Here is a 16,182-nt window from a genome sequence, read left to right as displayed (position 1 = left end):
GCGCCATAGCTGTGGGCGGCGCCAGCGAGGCTGATCTCCGTCTGCTGAGTTCCGCTCAGCGCAGCCAGCTTTTGCTGTTGCTGCGTGCCCTGCTGGACCACGTCGACGAAGCGTCCCGGCGTACCCGCCGTCCCGGTGGCGTTCCGTCGGGTCAGGCGGCCTGGCAACTGCTGTCCACGACCCAGGGGCGGGCTCCCGAGGCGGTGGAGGCCGTGCTCGCCGATCCGACCGTCATGGCGTGGGCCCTGCGTTTGCTCAGGCGCCTGGGTGGATCCGATGCCGGGCTGTCGTCCGCCCCGCTGTGGGCCGACCTCGGCCAGTTCCACGCGCTGGCCGCCGCGGCGGCCCTGCGCGCAGGGGTCAGCTGTGTCCTGCGGGTTCCCGCTCACCGCGGCATGGTCTGGCTGCCCGGCGCGGGGATGGCCGGCCCTGTGGCGCGCCGTCGGTGGAGTGAGGCGGAGGTCCGGGTGGACCGGGACGGCGCCGTAGTACGAGGGGAACTTGGTGAGGTGATGCTCTCCCGAGCCCTTGCGGAGCCTGTGCCCGGCTGGCGTCCCCTTCGGGTGGTGCGGGGCCTGGCGCCGGGTGCGGCCGCACGGGAGGCAGGTGTGCTGTGGTTGGACGTCGTGAGTCCCTATCGGGACTTCGCGAAATACCCGAAGCCTCCGGACCGTCCGGCCGACGCCCGATTATGTGTGTGGGAGCACCGGCTGTCCGGTGCGTATGCCCTGTTGGACAGGGAGTCGCCGGCAGATGCCGCTGCGTTTGCGGCGCTTGTGCGGGCGGTCGTGCCGAAGTCGGTCGAAGGGGCAGAGCGCGGTCTGGTCGCCAGCGCCTCGTCCTTGGACGCGTTCGGCGCGATCACTCTGTCCTTGCCCTACGACGTGACCCAGACCGCGGCAGTCCTTATCCACGAAACGCGCCATCAGCAGCTCAACGCGCTGCTCAGCCTGGTGGCCCTTGTCCGGCCTTCCGGGAACGGGGGCGCCGAGCCCCCAAAGCGGCGTCTCCATTACTCCCCTTGGCGCAGTGACCCTCGTCCGGTATGGGGACTTCTGCATGGACTATTCGCATTCGTGGGGGTCGGGCGGTTCTGGCAGACGCACCGCAGGCATGTGACCGGCACGGAGGCCCAACGTGCCGACTTCGAGTTAGCGGTTCTCCGGGAGCAAGTGCGGGAGGCGGTCGCCGCGCTCCAGTCGGACGAACTGACCGAGGCGGGGCAGCTGTTCGTCGACGAGATCGTCGGCCTGGTCGAGAGCTGGCACGACGCTGAAGTGGCCGTCGGCCCAGCCGTACTGGCCCACCACTACTGCGCATTGCGGCGCGCGGTGTGGAGAGCCCGGCACCTGCGCATCCCGGCCCCTGTGGCCGCTCGGCTCGCCACTGCCTGGGCCACGGGAGCCGCTGCTCCACCTCTGCCGCCTTCCACGATGCATCCACGGCCCGATCTGATCCGTCCCGACACATTTGGACCGCTGGCTCGCGTCTTCCTGTCCGCACCGGCTGCCTTCGCTCAGCGCCGCCTGCGAGAGGGAAGGCACGGCGAGCCCGCGCTCCGGGCGGAGTACGCCGCAGTGGCGGGGGACACAGAGGAGGCCGCGCTGGGATACGCGGAATGGGCTGCGAAGGAACCCTGGAACCCAGAAACGTGGATCGGCGCGGCACTGGCGCTTCCCGAGCACGCGCGCGGAGCGGGGGCTGCCCTCCTGCTGGAGCGCCCCGAGGTGGTGGCCGACGTCCGTGGGGCCGTCGAAGCCGCTGGAGGCGGCCTTCCCGCCCCGGGCGACCTCGCCGAGTGGCTTGGCGGAGCCGGTGCTTAGATGGAAAGCAGGTCGATATCGCCGTTGGCCCGACGTCCCTTCCGTGCGTCGAGCGTCGCGGGGTGAGCGGCTCCGAGGGCCTCCCGGTACCGATCCAGGGTCCTTTCGTACAGGGGCGCGCTTTCCTCGGTTCTGCCCAGTGCTTTGAGGTCGTAGCTCAGATTGAGCCCGACGGCCAGGTTCGCAGGGTGGTTCTCCCGCAGCCGCTCCGACTCCTCCAACAGGGCCTCGTCGAGAGCATGGGCTTCTTCGGGGCGGCCGAGGGCGAAGTAGTCGCTGGCCAGGTTCATGCGGGCGATCAGTGTCCGGGGATGTCCCTGACGGAGCCTGCGCCTCAGGACCTCGACCGATTCCTGGTCCAGTTCGAGCGCGGCGTCGGCCTGGTCCAGCAGTCGCAGGGCCACCGCGAGGTTCATGGCGATGGCGCAGGTGTGCGGATGTTCCGTGCCGTACCTCTCCCGGTACTTCTCCAGCACTTGCTGGCTCAGCGCGCGAGACTCCTCCAGCTTTTGGACCTGTCGCAGGTCATTGGCATGACTGGCCGCGAACAGCAGGTACTGGCGGCTGTCGGTGCCCAGGCTGTTGGCCACTACATGGAGCACCCTGTTGGACTGCTCGTAGGCGCCCTCGTGATTCCCCATCTTGCGCAGGGTGACGCACCAGTTGCGGTTCACCAGTGCCACGAAGCGATGCTGCTCGCCGAGCGTGCCGGAGACTTCCTCTGCCAGTGCTTCGTAACCTTCGAGCGCTTCCTCGTAACGGCCGGCCTCCTGGAGGTCGAGCAGATAGGCCTCACGAGTGCCCACCGTCTGAATGTGGTCCTCACCCAGGACCTCGATCCTGCGCTGCCAGGTGTCATAGTCGCGATCGAGAGCTTTTTCCGGGTATCCCGCCAGACGCAGACTCACGCCGTAGTTGTGAGCGGCGAGGAGGGTGGCAGGGTCGTCCCTGCCGAACTCCCGAGTACTGGCCTCGAAGACCCGCTCGTCCGTCTGACGGGCCTCTTCGAACTGCCCGCGGATCCGATGGTGGATGGCCAGGTAGCTCTGGGCCCGCAGCGTGTCCTCGTGTTCCTCGCCGAGGATCCTGCCGTATCGCTCCACGAGTGCGGACTGCAGCTCATAGGCGCGGGGAAGATCGGTTTCCTGCTCGCGCAGGGTCTCGGCGATCTCCTGATCGACGGCCAGAACCTCCTCCTGGTGCTCGCCCAGGTTCTCGCGCCAGAACTCCGCTGCTTGCTCGCCCAGCGCAAGCGCTCCCGCGTGGTCACCGCGTGCACGCAGGAACTTCACCTCGTTCAGGACGAGTTGGCGAGTCCAACCGTCATCGCACTTGGCCGCGTTGGAGGCGCGTAGATGGCTGAGCAGTGACGAGTACCGCGGCCAGGATCCGGATCGCTGCGGGTTCCTGGGATCAGCGTGCGCCAGCAGTTGGTGTGCGGCGTGCCGCATCAGTGCCTGCTCCTGGGGGTTCATCTGCTCGATGAGGACCCTTTGCACCAGACGGTGCATCAGAAGCGTGTTCTGGCGGTGGTCGATGCGGGCCAGGGCGTAGCGCCCGATCTCACGCACCGCACGGCCGAGTTTGACGGGTTCGGCCAGTGTGGACTGCAACTCCGACGGGACCGAGACACTGCGCACCGCCGAGAAGAGGTCCCATTCGATGGGCTCGGGGGCGAAGAAGGCACAGACCTGCAACAGCTGAAGTGCGTCCGGGCGGGTCTCGCGCAGGCGGTCCAGCGACACGTTCCATGCCGCTGCCACCGACCGGTTGTAGTCGCTGGGCGGCTCGGACTGCATCAGCTCGGTGAAGTTGCGCTCGTACACCTCGAGGTACTGCTGCACCGGCATACCCGTCTCGGCCAGCCAGACCGCGGCCTGCTCGACCGCCAGGGGCAGGTCACCGAGCTTCGCCGCCAGGGCGTTGACGGCTTCGTCGGGGAGACTGTCGCTGCGGCGGCGCAGCAGAGCCACGCTCTCCTCACGAGTGAAGACATCGACTTCCAGAGAGCGGAAGTTGGTGGCCCATTGGGAGTTACGAGAGGTCACGACGAGGCTGCCTGGTCCGTTGTTCGGGAAGTACTTTCGTACGGTCTCGGGATCTTCCGCATTGTCGAACACCAGGAGCCAGTCCTCATACGGATGACCACGGCGCAGGGCGTCCAGAACGGCCGGAACAGCGCTCATCCCGGGGCCGACCTGCAAGCCCATCTGCTCGCCCAGCTCGATCAGTGACTGGACGATCTGGCTCTCCTGCTCGGACGGGATCCACCAGATGAGCCGGTATTCCCGGCTGTGCCGGTACACGTACTCGATGGCGATCTGGGACTTGCCCACGCCTCCCATGCCGTGCAGGGCTTCCGGCAGGACCGCGGCGGCACCGGTGCGCAGCCGCTCACGCAGGGTTTCGAGCAGTGGTTCCCGGCCGGTGAAGTTGCGGTTGCGCTGCGGTACGTTCCCCCAGATGCGGCGGGGCGGTTCGTGCTGACCGGCGGCAGACACGGGGACGACTCCTTGTCGCTGGGAGGGGGGAGCGGGCGGATCGGCGGCGGGTCGTGACGCTGCCGATGAAGTCCCCGTAAAATGCCGGGAGTTGGCGGTTTCTGCGGTCTGGGGCAGAGGGCCGCTATGCAACCGGCCCTTGGGGGCTTCAGTCAATTTTGACACCCCTTCAGAGGATTGATACGGTTCTGCTTGGGTGTGTCCTGATATAAGACTGATATTGGCGACACCCTTGGCGGGGGCGGTGTGCAGCAGGTGTCCCAGCCGGTTGGCCCGTTCGAGGAACGGGCCCGACAGCGAACACAGCGAGGTCCGCAGCTGAGCCGCGAACGGACGGGTCTGCTCCGTGATCGGCGGGTCCGGCAGCCCGCCTTCGAGCGCCACAAGCGCGTTTCCGCCCTTCCATCGCTCTTCCAGCAGCGGTCCGAGCTGACTCTGGACCTGGCGCAGAACGCGGAGCGTCTCCTGCCGGGAGCCGAGAGCCAGCAACTCCTCCCGTACGTCATCCTCGAAGTCGTAGGACACGTGGCGGGCGTCCTCGGCGTCAACGGTGTCGTCAGTACGGTGCACGAGACCCAGCAGCATCAGTTCGGAGAGATTCCACGGCTGTGCCTCGGGCAGGGACTGCTGGAGCGACCGCATGACGGGGAGATTGAGCGGGGCTGCCGCGAGCCGTAGGGCGAGAGAGTACGCGGCCGGGGAAGCGGTGGCGCGGAAACGGCGAACGATGTCGGCGGCCCGCTCCGCTCCCGTCTCGTCGCCGCGCGGTTCGACCACCAGGTCAGCCAGTTCCTCGGCCACCGGTCCGACGGCCGCGGCGCGCAGATCCCGATCCGAAACGGCCCACAGGGTCGCCAGTTCGTGCCATTCGCCGTCCGCCGCGGCCACGAGGCCGGCCCAGCGGCTCAGTGCGCTCGGGCGTAGTTCGATGACGGGTATGGGGATCGCGTGCTCATGGCCGGGATCGCGAGCAGCCTGAGTGAGCGGGTCGACAGGGTCCGCGAGCGGGCGCTTCCGGTCAGCTTCATACGCGCGGTTGGGAGTGGCCGGAGAGGAGGCCCGTAACCTGGTGCGGGCGACCGTGGGCAAGGTCAGGTCCCATAACCCCTGTGGAATCAGGCTCAGCACGGCGACGGGGGAGAACCGGCCGAGCCGGTGCAGCACGGAGGCGGCGCGGCCTGTCCGCCAGGCGCGGTGACCGCCGTCGGTGATGACCAGCAGCAGCTGGCGTTCGCTCAAGTGGACCTCTGACGCCGGCAGACCTGTCGCCGTCCCGGCGTCCAGGTCCCAGCGGACGAGCCGCACGGTACGGAACGCGGCCGTGTGCTCCATCAGCTCGGCGATCTGACGCGTCGTGGGCGACCACATGTCCATCGAGGCACTCGCGTCCACCAACAGCAGCAGGTCCATCCGACGTTCCTGAACAGGCCGGCACACCGGTGTCCACAGCCACAGCCCGGTTGCCGCCGCTCGTTCGGCTGTCGCTTCCTCGTCGAGTTCGAACTTGTCGGGCGAACTGCGGGTCAGGCGCAGTCGGCGCAGTGCTCTGCCGAGTTCGAGGGCGCCGGCCAGTCGAGACTCCACGGGCCATCCGGCCTGCTCAGGGTTCGTCTCTACCCGGGAGCCGATGGCGCCTGAGGGGGCGGGCGCCGGGCGGTTCGTCGGCGGGAAGGCACCCGGAGGGGGAGGAGAATCGGTCCCGTGCTGCAATTCGGCTGCGCTGGGAGTGACCGGTTCGTGGCTGCCTTCTTCCTCGGACGGCGGCTGATCGGCGTTGTGGTGCTTGAGCGGCCGATGTCGCTCGCCCTGCTTCTGGGTAGCCGGCCGCCCGAACTGCGGTATCGAGCCCTCCTGCCACGCAGCCAGGTACAGCGCGTCCGCCAGTTCTGTCGAGGTCGGCAGGTCCGGGGCAGACCGGTGCCCCTCCTCCGTCCGGGCGGACGGGGATTCGGGGTGAGGGGAGGCCGCCGTCATCCCGCCCTCGATTCCGCCCCCGCTCCGTCAAGCCGGTGCCACAGCGCGTCCACGAAATCCTCCATCGCCTCTTCGTCGCCGGGAAAACGCCCCGAAGTCGCCAGGTACACGGCGTTGAGCAGCTGATCGCGTGCTAGACCGCCCCGGTCCCGGCTGCTGAGCAGGAACTGGTCGATCAGGCTGTCCGCCTGTGCCTTCTTCCTCGGTTCAGAGGTCTCTTGCAGGAGGTGGGCCCTGACCATGTCCACGAGTTGCGAGCGGTCCGGATCAGGCATCCGCAGGCGTAGGCAGCGCCGTAGAAAGGCCGGAGGGAACTCCCGTTCTCCGTTGGAGGTGATTACCACGACGGGGAAGGCCCGGCACTTGACGACACCGTCGACGATGTCGGCGCTGCGGCCGGGATCGTCGGCCATGACTTTCACCCGAGGGTGCATGCGGCGCGCCCGCACCAGCTCGGCGATCCTGAACTGCCCTTCCTCGAACACGCTCAGCAGGTCGTTCGCCAGATCCTGGTCGCTCTTGTCCAACTCGTCCACGAGCAGCACTCTGGGCAATTCGTACGGTAACAAGGCCGTTCCCAGAGGACCCAGTTGGAGATAGTCCCCGATGCCGGGAAGCCGCTCCTCATCGGTCGTGGCAGGGCTCGTGTCACCGGCATCGGGAGGAGTGGTCCGGCGCAGGGCACTCAAAGCCGCCGAGTCCTGCACTCGTCCGATCGCGTCGTACTCGTACAGCCCGTCACGGAGCGTGCTACGGCTGGTGATGTGCCAGCGCAGGACCCGGCCGAGCTTGAGCTCCCTGCTGATCCGGTAGGCGAGGGACGACTTGCCGGTGCCGGGGCGCCCGGTGACCAGCAGCGGTCGGCGGAGCAGCAGGGCCGCGTTCACCATGTCCGCTTCGTGCCTTAGGTGGGTGGTGCCGACGGACGACGGGCTGATCCGGCCCAGTCGACGCTCGATCTCCTCGTCGTCCGGCGGGGGTGGTGTCACGACGGGGCCGCCGGTGAAGCGACGCCAAGGCGGCGGGGGTGGCAGTAATTCGCCGAGGTCGGTGTCGCGAAGAGGCTGTCCCGTACCGCGGTAGAGCCACCAGCGGTCATGCGACGCGCTGCGCCCCGCTGCGCCGTTGCCGGGTTCGGCGGCAGCGGCCGTTTCCGGAGCTGTCGTCCGGTCATTCTGATGCGAGCTCTCGGTCGGACTCGTCCTCCCGGACCCACCGTCCTCTGGAAGCATCTCGCCCTACCCTCCCCCTTGCGCGGAAGAATCCGCCGCTTCTCCCCGCTCGCCCGGACGGCGGTACGGGTCGTCCCAGAGCAGTGCCGCATAGTGACCGAGCACTGAGGAGCCACCCCTAGCAGGATCCCCGCCTCCGGCCTCAATGCGCAACGACTTGACTTCATGAGGTAACCGATGGATGCCCCTGCGCATGGCTAGTTCCTGCAATGCGCTGCGAAATGTGGGATCGATGCTCCCACGGCGATCCCACATCACGATCGGCACTCCGGCCCTGAGCGACGCATCCAGCTCAGCGGTCCCCGAGCCTGCCTCGGTGCCGGGTGGCTCGCTCAGGACGACCATGACCGGGCGCGGATCCGCGAGCAGGCGATCGGGATGTTCCTCGGGGAACCAGTGGACCGGTCCCTGACACCCGGGTTTCAAGGTGTCCCACCGTCTGGCCCAGCGCCCGTGGGTCGCCCTGCTCTCCATTCTTTCGAGGCTGCGCAGGACCACCGCGTGGTCCTTCCCGAGAGTGGCTTCCGCGCTCCCGAACCCTTCCTTTGCCCAGGTCTCGACGGGCAGGTTCATCAGATCGCGCGGCAGCAGGAACTCCAGCGCGAGATCATCCTTGGATGCGTACACCCATCCGGTCTCGGCCTTCTGCACCAGCGACTTCACGTGCTCGGGCAGATCGGCCACGTCGACTTCCAGGTCCCCGCCTTTCACCGGGTACGGGTTCGGGAGGCTGCCGTTCTGCCACCAGTAGGTCAGCTGCCGCATGCCTTCGTGCTCGGGGTAGAAGAGGGGCCTGAGCCGGATGAGCAACCATGTAGAAGGGGCCCAGACCGTGTCCTGATCGACGTCGGCCAACGGCACGGGCGGCACGGGACGCATGTGGGTGCCGGGCTCCCGAGCGGACCGACCGGGCGACGGACCCGCCGGCGCTCCGGCCGCCTCAGGCGTTCCGTCGGCCCCCGCAGTGCTTCCCGGGTACGCCTCCGGCCGCTCCCAGTGCTCCGCCACCCACTCCGACAACTCCCGCTGCTGCTGCCCCGTCGCATACCGCGCAAGCTTCTCGACGAGCAGAACGCACGGGAGTGGATGGCCGGGCCGGGCGTTGAGGGTTGCCGCGTGCAGTACCGCCGACCATGGTTCGTCGCAGTGCGGTGGAAGTGGATCGGGGCGGTCCCTCAGGGCGGTGCGGAAGACCTCGGCGACATCGAGTACTTCCAGGCCGCTGAGGAGGGTCATCAGCCGTTCCCAGCTGGCCGGCCGGAAAAGCGGTACCTCGGCGAGGGCGATGGCGGTGCGCAGGCGGGCCATGTCGCGGGTCTCTCCCTCCAGCCTTGAGACCACCCCGCCCAGTACTTGGAGGCCGTCGGGGTGCGCCATCACTTCTCGGAGCAGGAGCAGCAACGTGGCACGGCGGCGGCTCGTCTCGGGCAGCACGATTCTGACTCTCAGCGCCTGACTCGACTGGCGCACGCACTCGTTCAGCAGTGCCGGCTCCTCGAAGCACGGCATGGCGTCCAGCGCGTCGACGAGGATCTTCGGCGGCCCCCAGGATCCCTGAGAGTGCGTCACGACTACTCGCCCTCCGCGACAGTCGGCCAGAGTTTGTCGAGGAGTTCCAGGGCTGCCCTGGCGGGCTGGGACTCGTTGTCCAGCAGCCGCAGGGACTCGACTAGGGCCTGTCTGCCGTCGGGGTGTTCGGCGCAGGCCCGGATGAGGAAGAAGAGCTGGAGCCGAGGTCGGTTGTGGGTACGGATGGCACGCCTGATGCGGGGCGGCAGCAGGCCGCGCAGTGCGGCCGCACCGTCGTCCTCGATCTGTGGCACGTTCAGGAGGGCGTCGGCCAAGGCGAATTGGTTGCGGTCCGAGGGAGGTGAACTCCACCTCTCCGCGAACGACAGCGGGGATACCGGAGACTCAAGCACCGGAGTCCCGAGCATTGGGGCCAGGCCCGGCCACATGCGCGCCGCGGCTTCCAGTGGAAGCATCCAGGCGGCCTTGGCCTGCTGGTCGGTGTAGGCGGCGGTCACCATTCCGACGACACGGCGAGCGGCGGGGTCCCACACACCGGCACCGCTGAATCCGCGGGTCACTCGGACACCGGAGCCGATCCCCTCCAGCTGAATCCAGTCCCGATGAGGGCCGCCGTGTCCCACCACCCCTGCCCTGGTCCACAGCCCGGCGGGCGCGCCTTTGGGGTGGCCGTACACATTCACCTCGCGCCGGTCGGGCTCGCCACATGGTCCGAGCCGCGCCGTGGCCGTCGTGCCGGGAGGCGACCAGGTTGTGTGGAGTACGGCGAGGTCCCCACCCGATCCGCCGGCGAGCGGGCCGGGAAACCAGCCCCCGGACAGGACGAATGCTTCGCCCGCTGAAACGTCCGGATGACCTGGCATGTCGACCAGGACCGGACGCGTCGGTACCACCTCCGGATGGCCTTGACCCGGGCTGACAGCCGAAGCCACGACATGTGCGCAGGTCAGTACTACATCCGGTGCTACTCGGATACCGGCGCCCAGCACGACTCCGTGCGGCGACAGGATGCGCACCCTGCCTAAGGCCGGCGCTTCCGTCGGGTCCCCCTTGGCCACTTCGTGTCCCTTCCCCCGCATGGAACCGGCGACGGACGGTCCCATGAATGAACCAGCGTACGAAGCGCAGGCGCTCGGCACACGGGGTGTACGTACCTCGGAGCTTTACCGGATGCGGCGCTCGTGAATCACATCGCTGTACCCATGTGCCCTCAATGTGCCCTGGCCGCCTGACGGCCCCACTCCGGCACTGAAAAGGGCGAGGCCCGAAGACCCCGCCCGCCACCAGTGAAACCCCAGGTCAGGGCCAAACCAAGCAATAAGGCTGATGCCCCGCCTCATGCAACCGATGGCTGAAGTCCTGCCACTCGTGCAGCAGTTGGTACACGTTGAACGCGTCGCGTGGGCCGCCGCGGTCCGGGACCGTGGACCAGATGAACGCGGCCGCGCCGACGGACTCCTCGCCGATGCCGCGCAGTGGGTCGACGACCGTCATGGGGAGCTTGACCACCGCGTAGTCGGGATGGAGGACGACCAGCTCGAGCGGGGGCACCTTGTGCAGGGGTATGCCCTCGATGCCGGTGAGGACCATCGCGGCCATGGTCTCCGGCTTGATCTTGGTGAACATGCCGCCCATGCCCAGCTCGTCGCCGCCGAGCTCTTCCGGGCGCATGGAGATCGGCACCCGGGCCGCAGTGGCTCCGTCCGGAGCGCCGAAGTACTTGTAGGTCACCCCCACCCGGCCACCCCTGCTCCCCGAGCCGCCTGCCTTTTCCTGTGCGGGTTCCTGCGCCTGTTCCCGCGCCTGTGCCTCCGCCTCGCGTCGGTGCTTCCCCCGACGGGCACGCCGGGGCCCGAGGTCGTCGGTCCCCTCGCCCAGTCCGCCACCGCGATGCATATCTCCACCCGACCACTCGCGGCCCCCGCCGCGCAACCCGATCATCGTGTCAGTGACCTCCCCCGCGACCGAACGTCGAAACGTCCGTCGAAACGTGTGTTGAAACACCTGTCCGCAGGATGTCGGAAGCCTCTGACACCATGGCTTCTGTGAGCTTCCCCTATGACTATGACGCCCCAGTTTCGCAGACTCTGTTCGACCGCGCGGCCCTCGTGACGCCCGGCGGCGTGAACTCACCGGTGCGCGCGTTCCGCGCGGTGGGGGGTACGCCCCGGTTCATGGTGTCCGGTACCGGTCCGTACCTCACCGACGCCGACGGTCGCGAGTACGTCGACCTCGTGTGCTCGTGGGGTCCGATGATCCTCGGTCACTCCCACCCCGAGGTGATCGCCGCCGTCCAGGAGGCCGTCGCGCGCGGCACCTCCTTCGGTACGCCCGGTGAGGGCGAGGTCGCGCTCGCCGAGGAGATCGTGGCCCGGATCGAGCCGGTCGAGCAGGTGCGCCTGGTGTCCAGCGGCACCGAGGCGACCATGTCCGCCATCCGCCTGGCCCGCGGCTTCACCGGCCGCGCCAAGGTGATCAAGTTCGCCGGGTGCTACCACGGCCATGTGGACGCGCTGCTGGCCGCGGCCGGCTCCGGCGTCGCCACCTTCGGGCTGCCGGACACTCCGGGTGTCACCGGGGCACAGGCCGGTGACACGGTGGTCCTGCCGTACAACGATCTGGAAGCGGTCCGTGAGGCCTTCGCCGCGCACCCCGGCGAGATCGCCTGCGTGATCACCGAGGCGTCGCCCGGGAACATGGGCGTGGTGCCGCCGGGCGAGGGGTTCAACGCCGGGTTGAAGCAGCTCTGCCAGGACAATGGCGCGCTGTACATCTCGGACGAGGTGATGACCGGTTTCCGTACTTCCAAGGCCGGTTGGTACGGCGTCGACGGGGTCCGCCCCGACCTGATGACCTTCGGCAAGGTCATGGGCGGCGGCTTCCCGGCCGCGGCCTTCGGCGGCCGCGCCGATGTCATGGCCCATCTCGCCCCGGCCGGACCGGTCTACCAGGCGGGCACCCTCTCGGGTAACCCGATCGCGACCGCCGCGGGCCTCGCCCAGCTCCGGCTGCTTGACGACGCGGCGTACGCCAAGGTCGACGCGGTCTCCAAGGAGATCCAGTCGCTGGTCACCGCCGCGCTCAGCAAGGAGGGCGTGGCGCACCGGCTGCAGACCGCGTCCAACATGTTCTCGGTCTTCTTCACCGACCGGGAGGTGCGCGACTACGACGACGCCAAGCAGCAGGAGGCCTTCCGCTTCACCGCCTTCTTCCACTCGCTGCTCGCGAACGGGGTCTATCTGCCGCCGTCCGCCTTCGAGTCCTGGTTCGTCTCGACGGCCCACGACGAGCGGGCCGTCCAGCGGATCGCGGACGCGCTGCCCGCCGCCGCCCGAGCCGCCGCGGAGGCCACGGCATGAGCACCTCCGCGAACGGCACCGGCAAGAGAGACGGCACCGGCAAGGGTGACGGCATCGGCAGGAGCGACGACGATCTGACCGTCGTCCATCTGATGCGGCACGGCGAGGTGCACAACCCGGAGGGTGTCCTGTACGGGCGGCTGCCCGGCTACCACCTCTCCGAGCTGGGACGGCAGATGGCCGACCGGGTCGCCGAGCACCTCTCCTCCCGTGACATCACGCATGTGGTCGCCTCGCCGCTGGAGCGTGCCCAGGAGACCGCCGCCCCGATCGCCAAGGTGCACGGCCTCGACCTGGCCACGGACGGTCGTCTGATCGAGGCGGAGAACGTCTTCGAGGGCAAGACCTTCGGTGTCGGCGACGGCGCCCTGAAGAACCCGGGCAACTGGAAGTACCTGGTCAACCCGGTCAAGCCGTCCTGGGGTGAGCCGTACGTCGATCAGGTCGTACGGATGATGGGGGCCCTGGACGCCGCGAAGGACGCCGCCCGCGGCCATGAGGCGGTGTGTGTCTCGCATCAGCTGCCCGTCTGGATCGTGCGCAGCTTCGTCGAGCGGCGGCGGCTCTGGCACGACCCGCGCAAGCGGCAGTGCACGCTCGCGTCCCTGACCACCTTCACCTACCGCGGCGACAAGATCGTCTCGGTCGGGTACACCGAACCGGCCCGCGACCTCGTCCCGCCCCATCTGCTCGCCGGAGCCAAGCCGGTGAAGGGGAAGGACAAGGCCTTCGGAGCGTAAGGAAGGCCGGGAGCCGGCGACTAGTGAGCAAAGGGGCCAGCGAGCAAGGGGCCGGCGAGCAAGGGGCCGGCGAGCAAGGGGTCAGAGAGCAAAGGCGGTAGGCCCAGAGGCCATAAGGGACATTCGGCCTCCCCTGACGCATTGCTGACCTTTGCGAACTCTCAGTACATGCCGGAAGTTTGCGCTGATTTCTGGAACCGTCACGTTCATCGCGCCCTCTTGAGGGGTGTCCATTTCACATGGATGCGGGCACGACGAATGGGGACGCAATGCGCGATATCAGCCGAAGGGGACTCATCGGTCTGGGACTTGGTGCCGCGGCGGCGGTCGGGGTCGCCGGCTGTGGCAGCGGCGACACGAAGACCACGTCGAAGGCCAAGCCGGAGGCGGAGCAGACCGGCCGGACCGACGAAGGTCCGGCCGGCGCCCTGCAAGAGGGGCGGACCATCGGTGACGGTTCCACCTCGTACACCGGAAAGCAGCCGAAGCAACCCCCGGCGCCCGCCCCCCTCCAGCCCGGCGAGACCCCGCCGCAGTTCGTGATCTTCTCCTGGGACGGTGCGGGCGAGGTCGGCAACGGCCTCTTCCCGCGCTTCCTGAAGCTCGCCGCCGAGCACGACGCGCACATGACCTTCTTCCTCTCGGGCCTGTACCTGCTGCCCGAGTCCAAGAAGCGGCTGTACCGTCCGCCGAACAACGCCGTCGGCGCGTCCGACATCGGCTATCTCAAGGACGAGAACATCAAGGCCACGCTGAAGTACGTACGCCAGGCGTGGCTCGAAGGCCACGAGATCGGCACCCACTTCAACGGGCACTTCTGCGCGGGCTCGGGATCGGTCGGGAACTGGACCCCGGCCCAGTGGCTGGACGAGACCGAGCAGGCCAAGGCCTTCGTCAAGGAGTGGCGTACGAACACGGGCTGGACCGACCTGCCCTCGCTGCCCTTCGACTACGACAAGGAGCTCGTCGGCGGCCGTACGCCCTGCCTGCTCGGCCAGGACAAGCTGCTGCCCACCGCCCGCAAGCTCGGCTGGCGCTACGACGCCTCCTCGTCCGGCGGCCGCCAGGTCTGGCCGACGAAGAAGCAGGGCATCTGGGACCTGCCGCTGCAGGCCATGCCGTTCCCCGGGCACAGCTTCGAGGTGCTCTCGATGGACTACAACATCCTGGCCAACCAGTCGCAGAACACCACCAAGGCGCCGCCCCACAACTACCCGGCCTGGCGCAAGCAGGCGACCGAGTCCTACCTCGCCGGATTCAAGCGCGCCTACGAAGGCAACCGCGCCCCGTTCTTCATCGGCAACCACTTCGAGGAGTGGAACGGCGGCATCTACATGGACGCGGTCGAGGCGGCACTCAAGGCCATGGCGGACAAGAAGGACGTACGCCTGGTCTCCTTCCGGCAGTTCGTGGACTGGCTCGACGTCCAGGACCCCCAGGTACTCGCCCAGCTGCGTACGCTGGAGGTCGGCCAGCGCCCGACGGGTGGCTGGAAGAATCTGCAAGCCGCCTGACCAGGCCGGTCCCACCCGGCCCCCAGCCCGCCCGAGCAGGGCCTGAACAGGGCGTTCCGTACCTACCGGGGGGCGCCCAAGATCCGCGAAACGGTCATGCGAAACTTTTCACATGAGCTTTAGCCGCGCCCCCCGACGCACCCTTCCGGCCGTCGTCGCCCTGGCCGCGGCCGGTGCGCTCACCCTGACGGCCTGCACCGGCGACGCCCAGGGTGGCGGATCGGGCAACACCAACTTCGTCGCGGGCAAGGACGGCATCTCCACGGCCGCCAAGGGTGACCGCAAGGAAGCACCCAAGCTCGACGGCGAGACCCTGGACGGCGAGCAGCTCGACACCACCGACTACAAGGGCAAGGTCCTCGTGGTCAATGTCTGGGGCTCCTGGTGCTCGCCCTGCAGGGCCGAGGCGAAGTACCTGGCCAAGGTCTCCAAGGAGACCAAGGACCAGGGCGTGGAGTTCGTCGGGATCAACACCCGCGACGTCAACAAGGGCCCGGCGATCGAGTTCGAGAAGGACTACGAGGTCCCCTACCCGAGCCTGTACGACCCCGTCGGCAAGCTCCTGCTGCGCTTCCCCAAGGGCAGCCTGAACCCGCAGTCCATCCCCACCACGATCGTCATCGACCGCGAGGGCAAGATCGCCGCCCGCGCGATGCAGGCCATCAACGACAAGCAGCTGCACAAGATGATCGACCCGCTGATCGCGGAGAAGTGACCCCCGTGCACGTAGCTGCCGAAGCGGCCCAGAACCTCGCCGCGATCACCGAGCCGAACCAGACCGTGCTCGGCGGCGCGTTGCTGCTCGCCCTGCCGATCGCCCTGCTCGGCGGCCTCGTCTCGTTCTTCTCGCCGTGCGTGCTGCCGCTGGTGCCGGGCTACCTCTCGTACGTCACCGGCGTCAGCGGCGCCGACCTGGAGCAGGCCAGACGCGGCCGGATGGCGGCCGGAGCCGGGCTCTTCGTGCTCGGCTTCACCTTCGTCTTCGTCTCCGGCGGCGCGCTGTTCGGCGGCTTCGGCTCGACCCTGTTGGAACACCGCGAGGTCATCTCGCGGGTCCTGGGCGCGCTGACCATCGTCATGGGCCTGTTCTTCATGGGCGCGATGCCCTGGCTCACCCAGCGGGAGTTCCGCTTCCACAAGCGCCCGACGGCCGGTCTGATGGGCGCCCCGATGCTGGGCGTGCTCTTCGGTATCGGCTGGACCCCGTGCATCGGCCCGACCCTGGCAGCGGTCAACACGCTCGCCTTCAACGAGGCCAGCGCGGGCCGCGGCGCCATACTGACCGTCGCGTACTGCCTGGGACTCGGGCTGCCGTTCATTCTGGCCGCCGTCGCGTTCCGACGGGCGCTCGGCGCCTTCGCCTGGTTCAAGCGGCATTACGTCTGGGTGATGCGGATCGGCGGCGTGATGATGATCGCGACCGGCCTGCTGCTCGTCACGGGCGCCTGGGACCGCATCGTTCAGGAGATGCAGGTCTGGTCGTCCGGCTTCACTGTGGGGATCTGATCG

11 protein-coding genes are annotated in these 16,182 nt (G+C 68.4%); 6 read left to right on the top strand and 5 right to left on the bottom strand.

Annotated features, from left to right (window positions below; genetic code table 11):
* Positions 1 to 77: 77 nt before the first annotated feature.
* Positions 78 to 1,823 carry an aKG-HExxH-type peptide beta-hydroxylase gene (locus tag U9R90_RS14355; protein WP_411056819.1) on the top strand — a complete coding sequence of 582 codons (1,746 nt, stop codon included), beginning with the start codon at positions 78 to 80 and terminating at the stop codon, positions 1,821 to 1,823.
* On the opposite strand, the gene fxsT is transcribed toward U9R90_RS14355, so the two are convergent.
* The 5 genes from fxsT to U9R90_RS14330 form a co-directional block, all read right to left on the bottom strand.
* Positions 1,820 to 6,298 (bottom strand): FxSxx-COOH system tetratricopeptide repeat protein, encoded by a 4,479-nt coding sequence (gene fxsT / locus U9R90_RS14350; protein WP_411056818.1) that lies wholly within the window; start codon positions 6,296 to 6,298, stop codon positions 1,820 to 1,822. The genes U9R90_RS14355 and fxsT overlap by 4 nt on opposite strands.
* Positions 6,295 to 7,530 carry an AAA family ATPase gene (locus tag U9R90_RS14345; RefSeq protein ID WP_411056817.1) on the bottom strand — a complete coding sequence of 412 codons (1,236 nt, stop codon included), beginning with the start codon at positions 7,528 to 7,530 and terminating at the stop codon, positions 6,295 to 6,297. The genes fxsT and U9R90_RS14345 overlap by 4 nt, the downstream gene beginning before the upstream one ends.
* A 6-nt stretch (positions 7,531 to 7,536) precedes the next feature.
* Positions 7,537 to 9,099, bottom strand: a complete 1,563-nt coding sequence (locus U9R90_RS14340) for an effector-associated domain 2-containing protein (RefSeq protein ID WP_411056816.1) — start codon at positions 9,097 to 9,099, stop codon at positions 7,537 to 7,539.
* Positions 9,100 to 9,101: 2 nt separating this feature from the next.
* On the bottom strand, positions 9,102 to 10,139 hold the full coding sequence (locus tag U9R90_RS14335; RefSeq protein ID WP_411057745.1) for an effector-associated domain 2-containing protein: 1,038 nt from the start codon (positions 10,137 to 10,139) through the stop codon (positions 9,102 to 9,104).
* Positions 10,140 to 10,359: 220 nt separating this feature from the next.
* The gene (locus U9R90_RS14330) at positions 10,360 to 10,956 is read right to left on the bottom strand and encodes a hypothetical protein (RefSeq protein WP_411056815.1); all 597 of its coding nucleotides are present in this window, start codon (positions 10,954 to 10,956) and stop codon (positions 10,360 to 10,362) included.
* A gap of 140 nt (positions 10,957 to 11,096) precedes the next feature.
* Between U9R90_RS14330 and hemL the strand changes: the two genes are divergently transcribed.
* The 5 genes from hemL (at position 11,097) to U9R90_RS14305 (ending at position 16,179) form a co-directional block, all read left to right on the top strand.
* Entirely contained in the window at positions 11,097 to 12,419 is a 1,323-nt protein-coding gene (gene hemL, locus U9R90_RS14325) for a glutamate-1-semialdehyde 2,1-aminomutase (RefSeq protein WP_411056814.1), read from the top strand.
* Between the two features lie 92 nt (positions 12,420 to 12,511).
* Positions 12,512 to 13,159, top strand: coding sequence for a histidine phosphatase family protein (locus U9R90_RS14320; protein ID WP_411057744.1), 648 nt, complete (start codon positions 12,512 to 12,514; stop codon positions 13,157 to 13,159).
* 269 nt (positions 13,160 to 13,428) lie between these two features.
* A complete protein-coding gene (locus U9R90_RS14315; RefSeq protein WP_411056813.1) occupies positions 13,429 to 14,673 on the top strand; it encodes a hypothetical protein in 1,245 nt (414 codons plus the stop codon).
* A 112-nt stretch (positions 14,674 to 14,785) separates the two neighbouring features.
* Entirely contained in the window at positions 14,786 to 15,388 is a 603-nt protein-coding gene (locus tag U9R90_RS14310) for a TlpA family protein disulfide reductase (RefSeq protein ID WP_411056812.1), read from the top strand.
* 5 nt (positions 15,389 to 15,393) lie between these two features.
* Entirely contained in the window at positions 15,394 to 16,179 is a 786-nt protein-coding gene (locus U9R90_RS14305) for a cytochrome c biogenesis CcdA family protein (RefSeq protein WP_411056811.1), read from the top strand.
* Positions 16,180 to 16,182 lie beyond the last annotated feature (3 nt).

This window comes from Streptomyces sp. E11-3 (assembly GCF_046540415.1).
GTDB lineage: Bacteria > Actinomycetota > Actinomycetes > Streptomycetales > Streptomycetaceae > Streptomyces.
Note: the sequence above shows the minus strand (reverse complement) of the source record. Positions and strands in the feature narration are given on the sequence as shown.

What these genes read in the sequence shown, in the direction of transcription:
- U9R90_RS14310 (WP_411056812.1), top strand. Translation starts at nt 14,786, where the DNA reads ATGAGCTTTAGCCGCGCCCCCCGACGCACCCTTCCGGCCGTCGTCGCC.
- U9R90_RS14330 (WP_411056815.1), bottom strand. Translation starts at nt 10,956, where the DNA reads ATGCATCGCGGTGGCGGACTGGGCGAGGGGACCGACGACCTCGGGCCC.
- hemL (WP_411056814.1), top strand. Translation starts at nt 11,097, where the DNA reads ATGGCTTCTGTGAGCTTCCCCTATGACTATGACGCCCCAGTTTCGCAG.
- U9R90_RS14315 (WP_411056813.1), top strand. Translation starts at nt 13,429, where the DNA reads ATGCGCGATATCAGCCGAAGGGGACTCATCGGTCTGGGACTTGGTGCC.
- U9R90_RS14320 (WP_411057744.1), top strand. Translation starts at nt 12,512, where the DNA reads ATGCGGCACGGCGAGGTGCACAACCCGGAGGGTGTCCTGTACGGGCGG.
- U9R90_RS14335 (WP_411057745.1), bottom strand. Translation starts at nt 10,139, where the DNA reads ATGCGGGGGAAGGGACACGAAGTGGCCAAGGGGGACCCGACGGAAGCG.
- U9R90_RS14345 (WP_411056817.1), bottom strand. Translation starts at nt 7,530, where the DNA reads ATGCTTCCAGAGGACGGTGGGTCCGGGAGGACGAGTCCGACCGAGAGC.
- fxsT (WP_411056818.1), bottom strand. Translation starts at nt 6,298, where the DNA reads ATGACGGCGGCCTCCCCTCACCCCGAATCCCCGTCCGCCCGGACGGAG.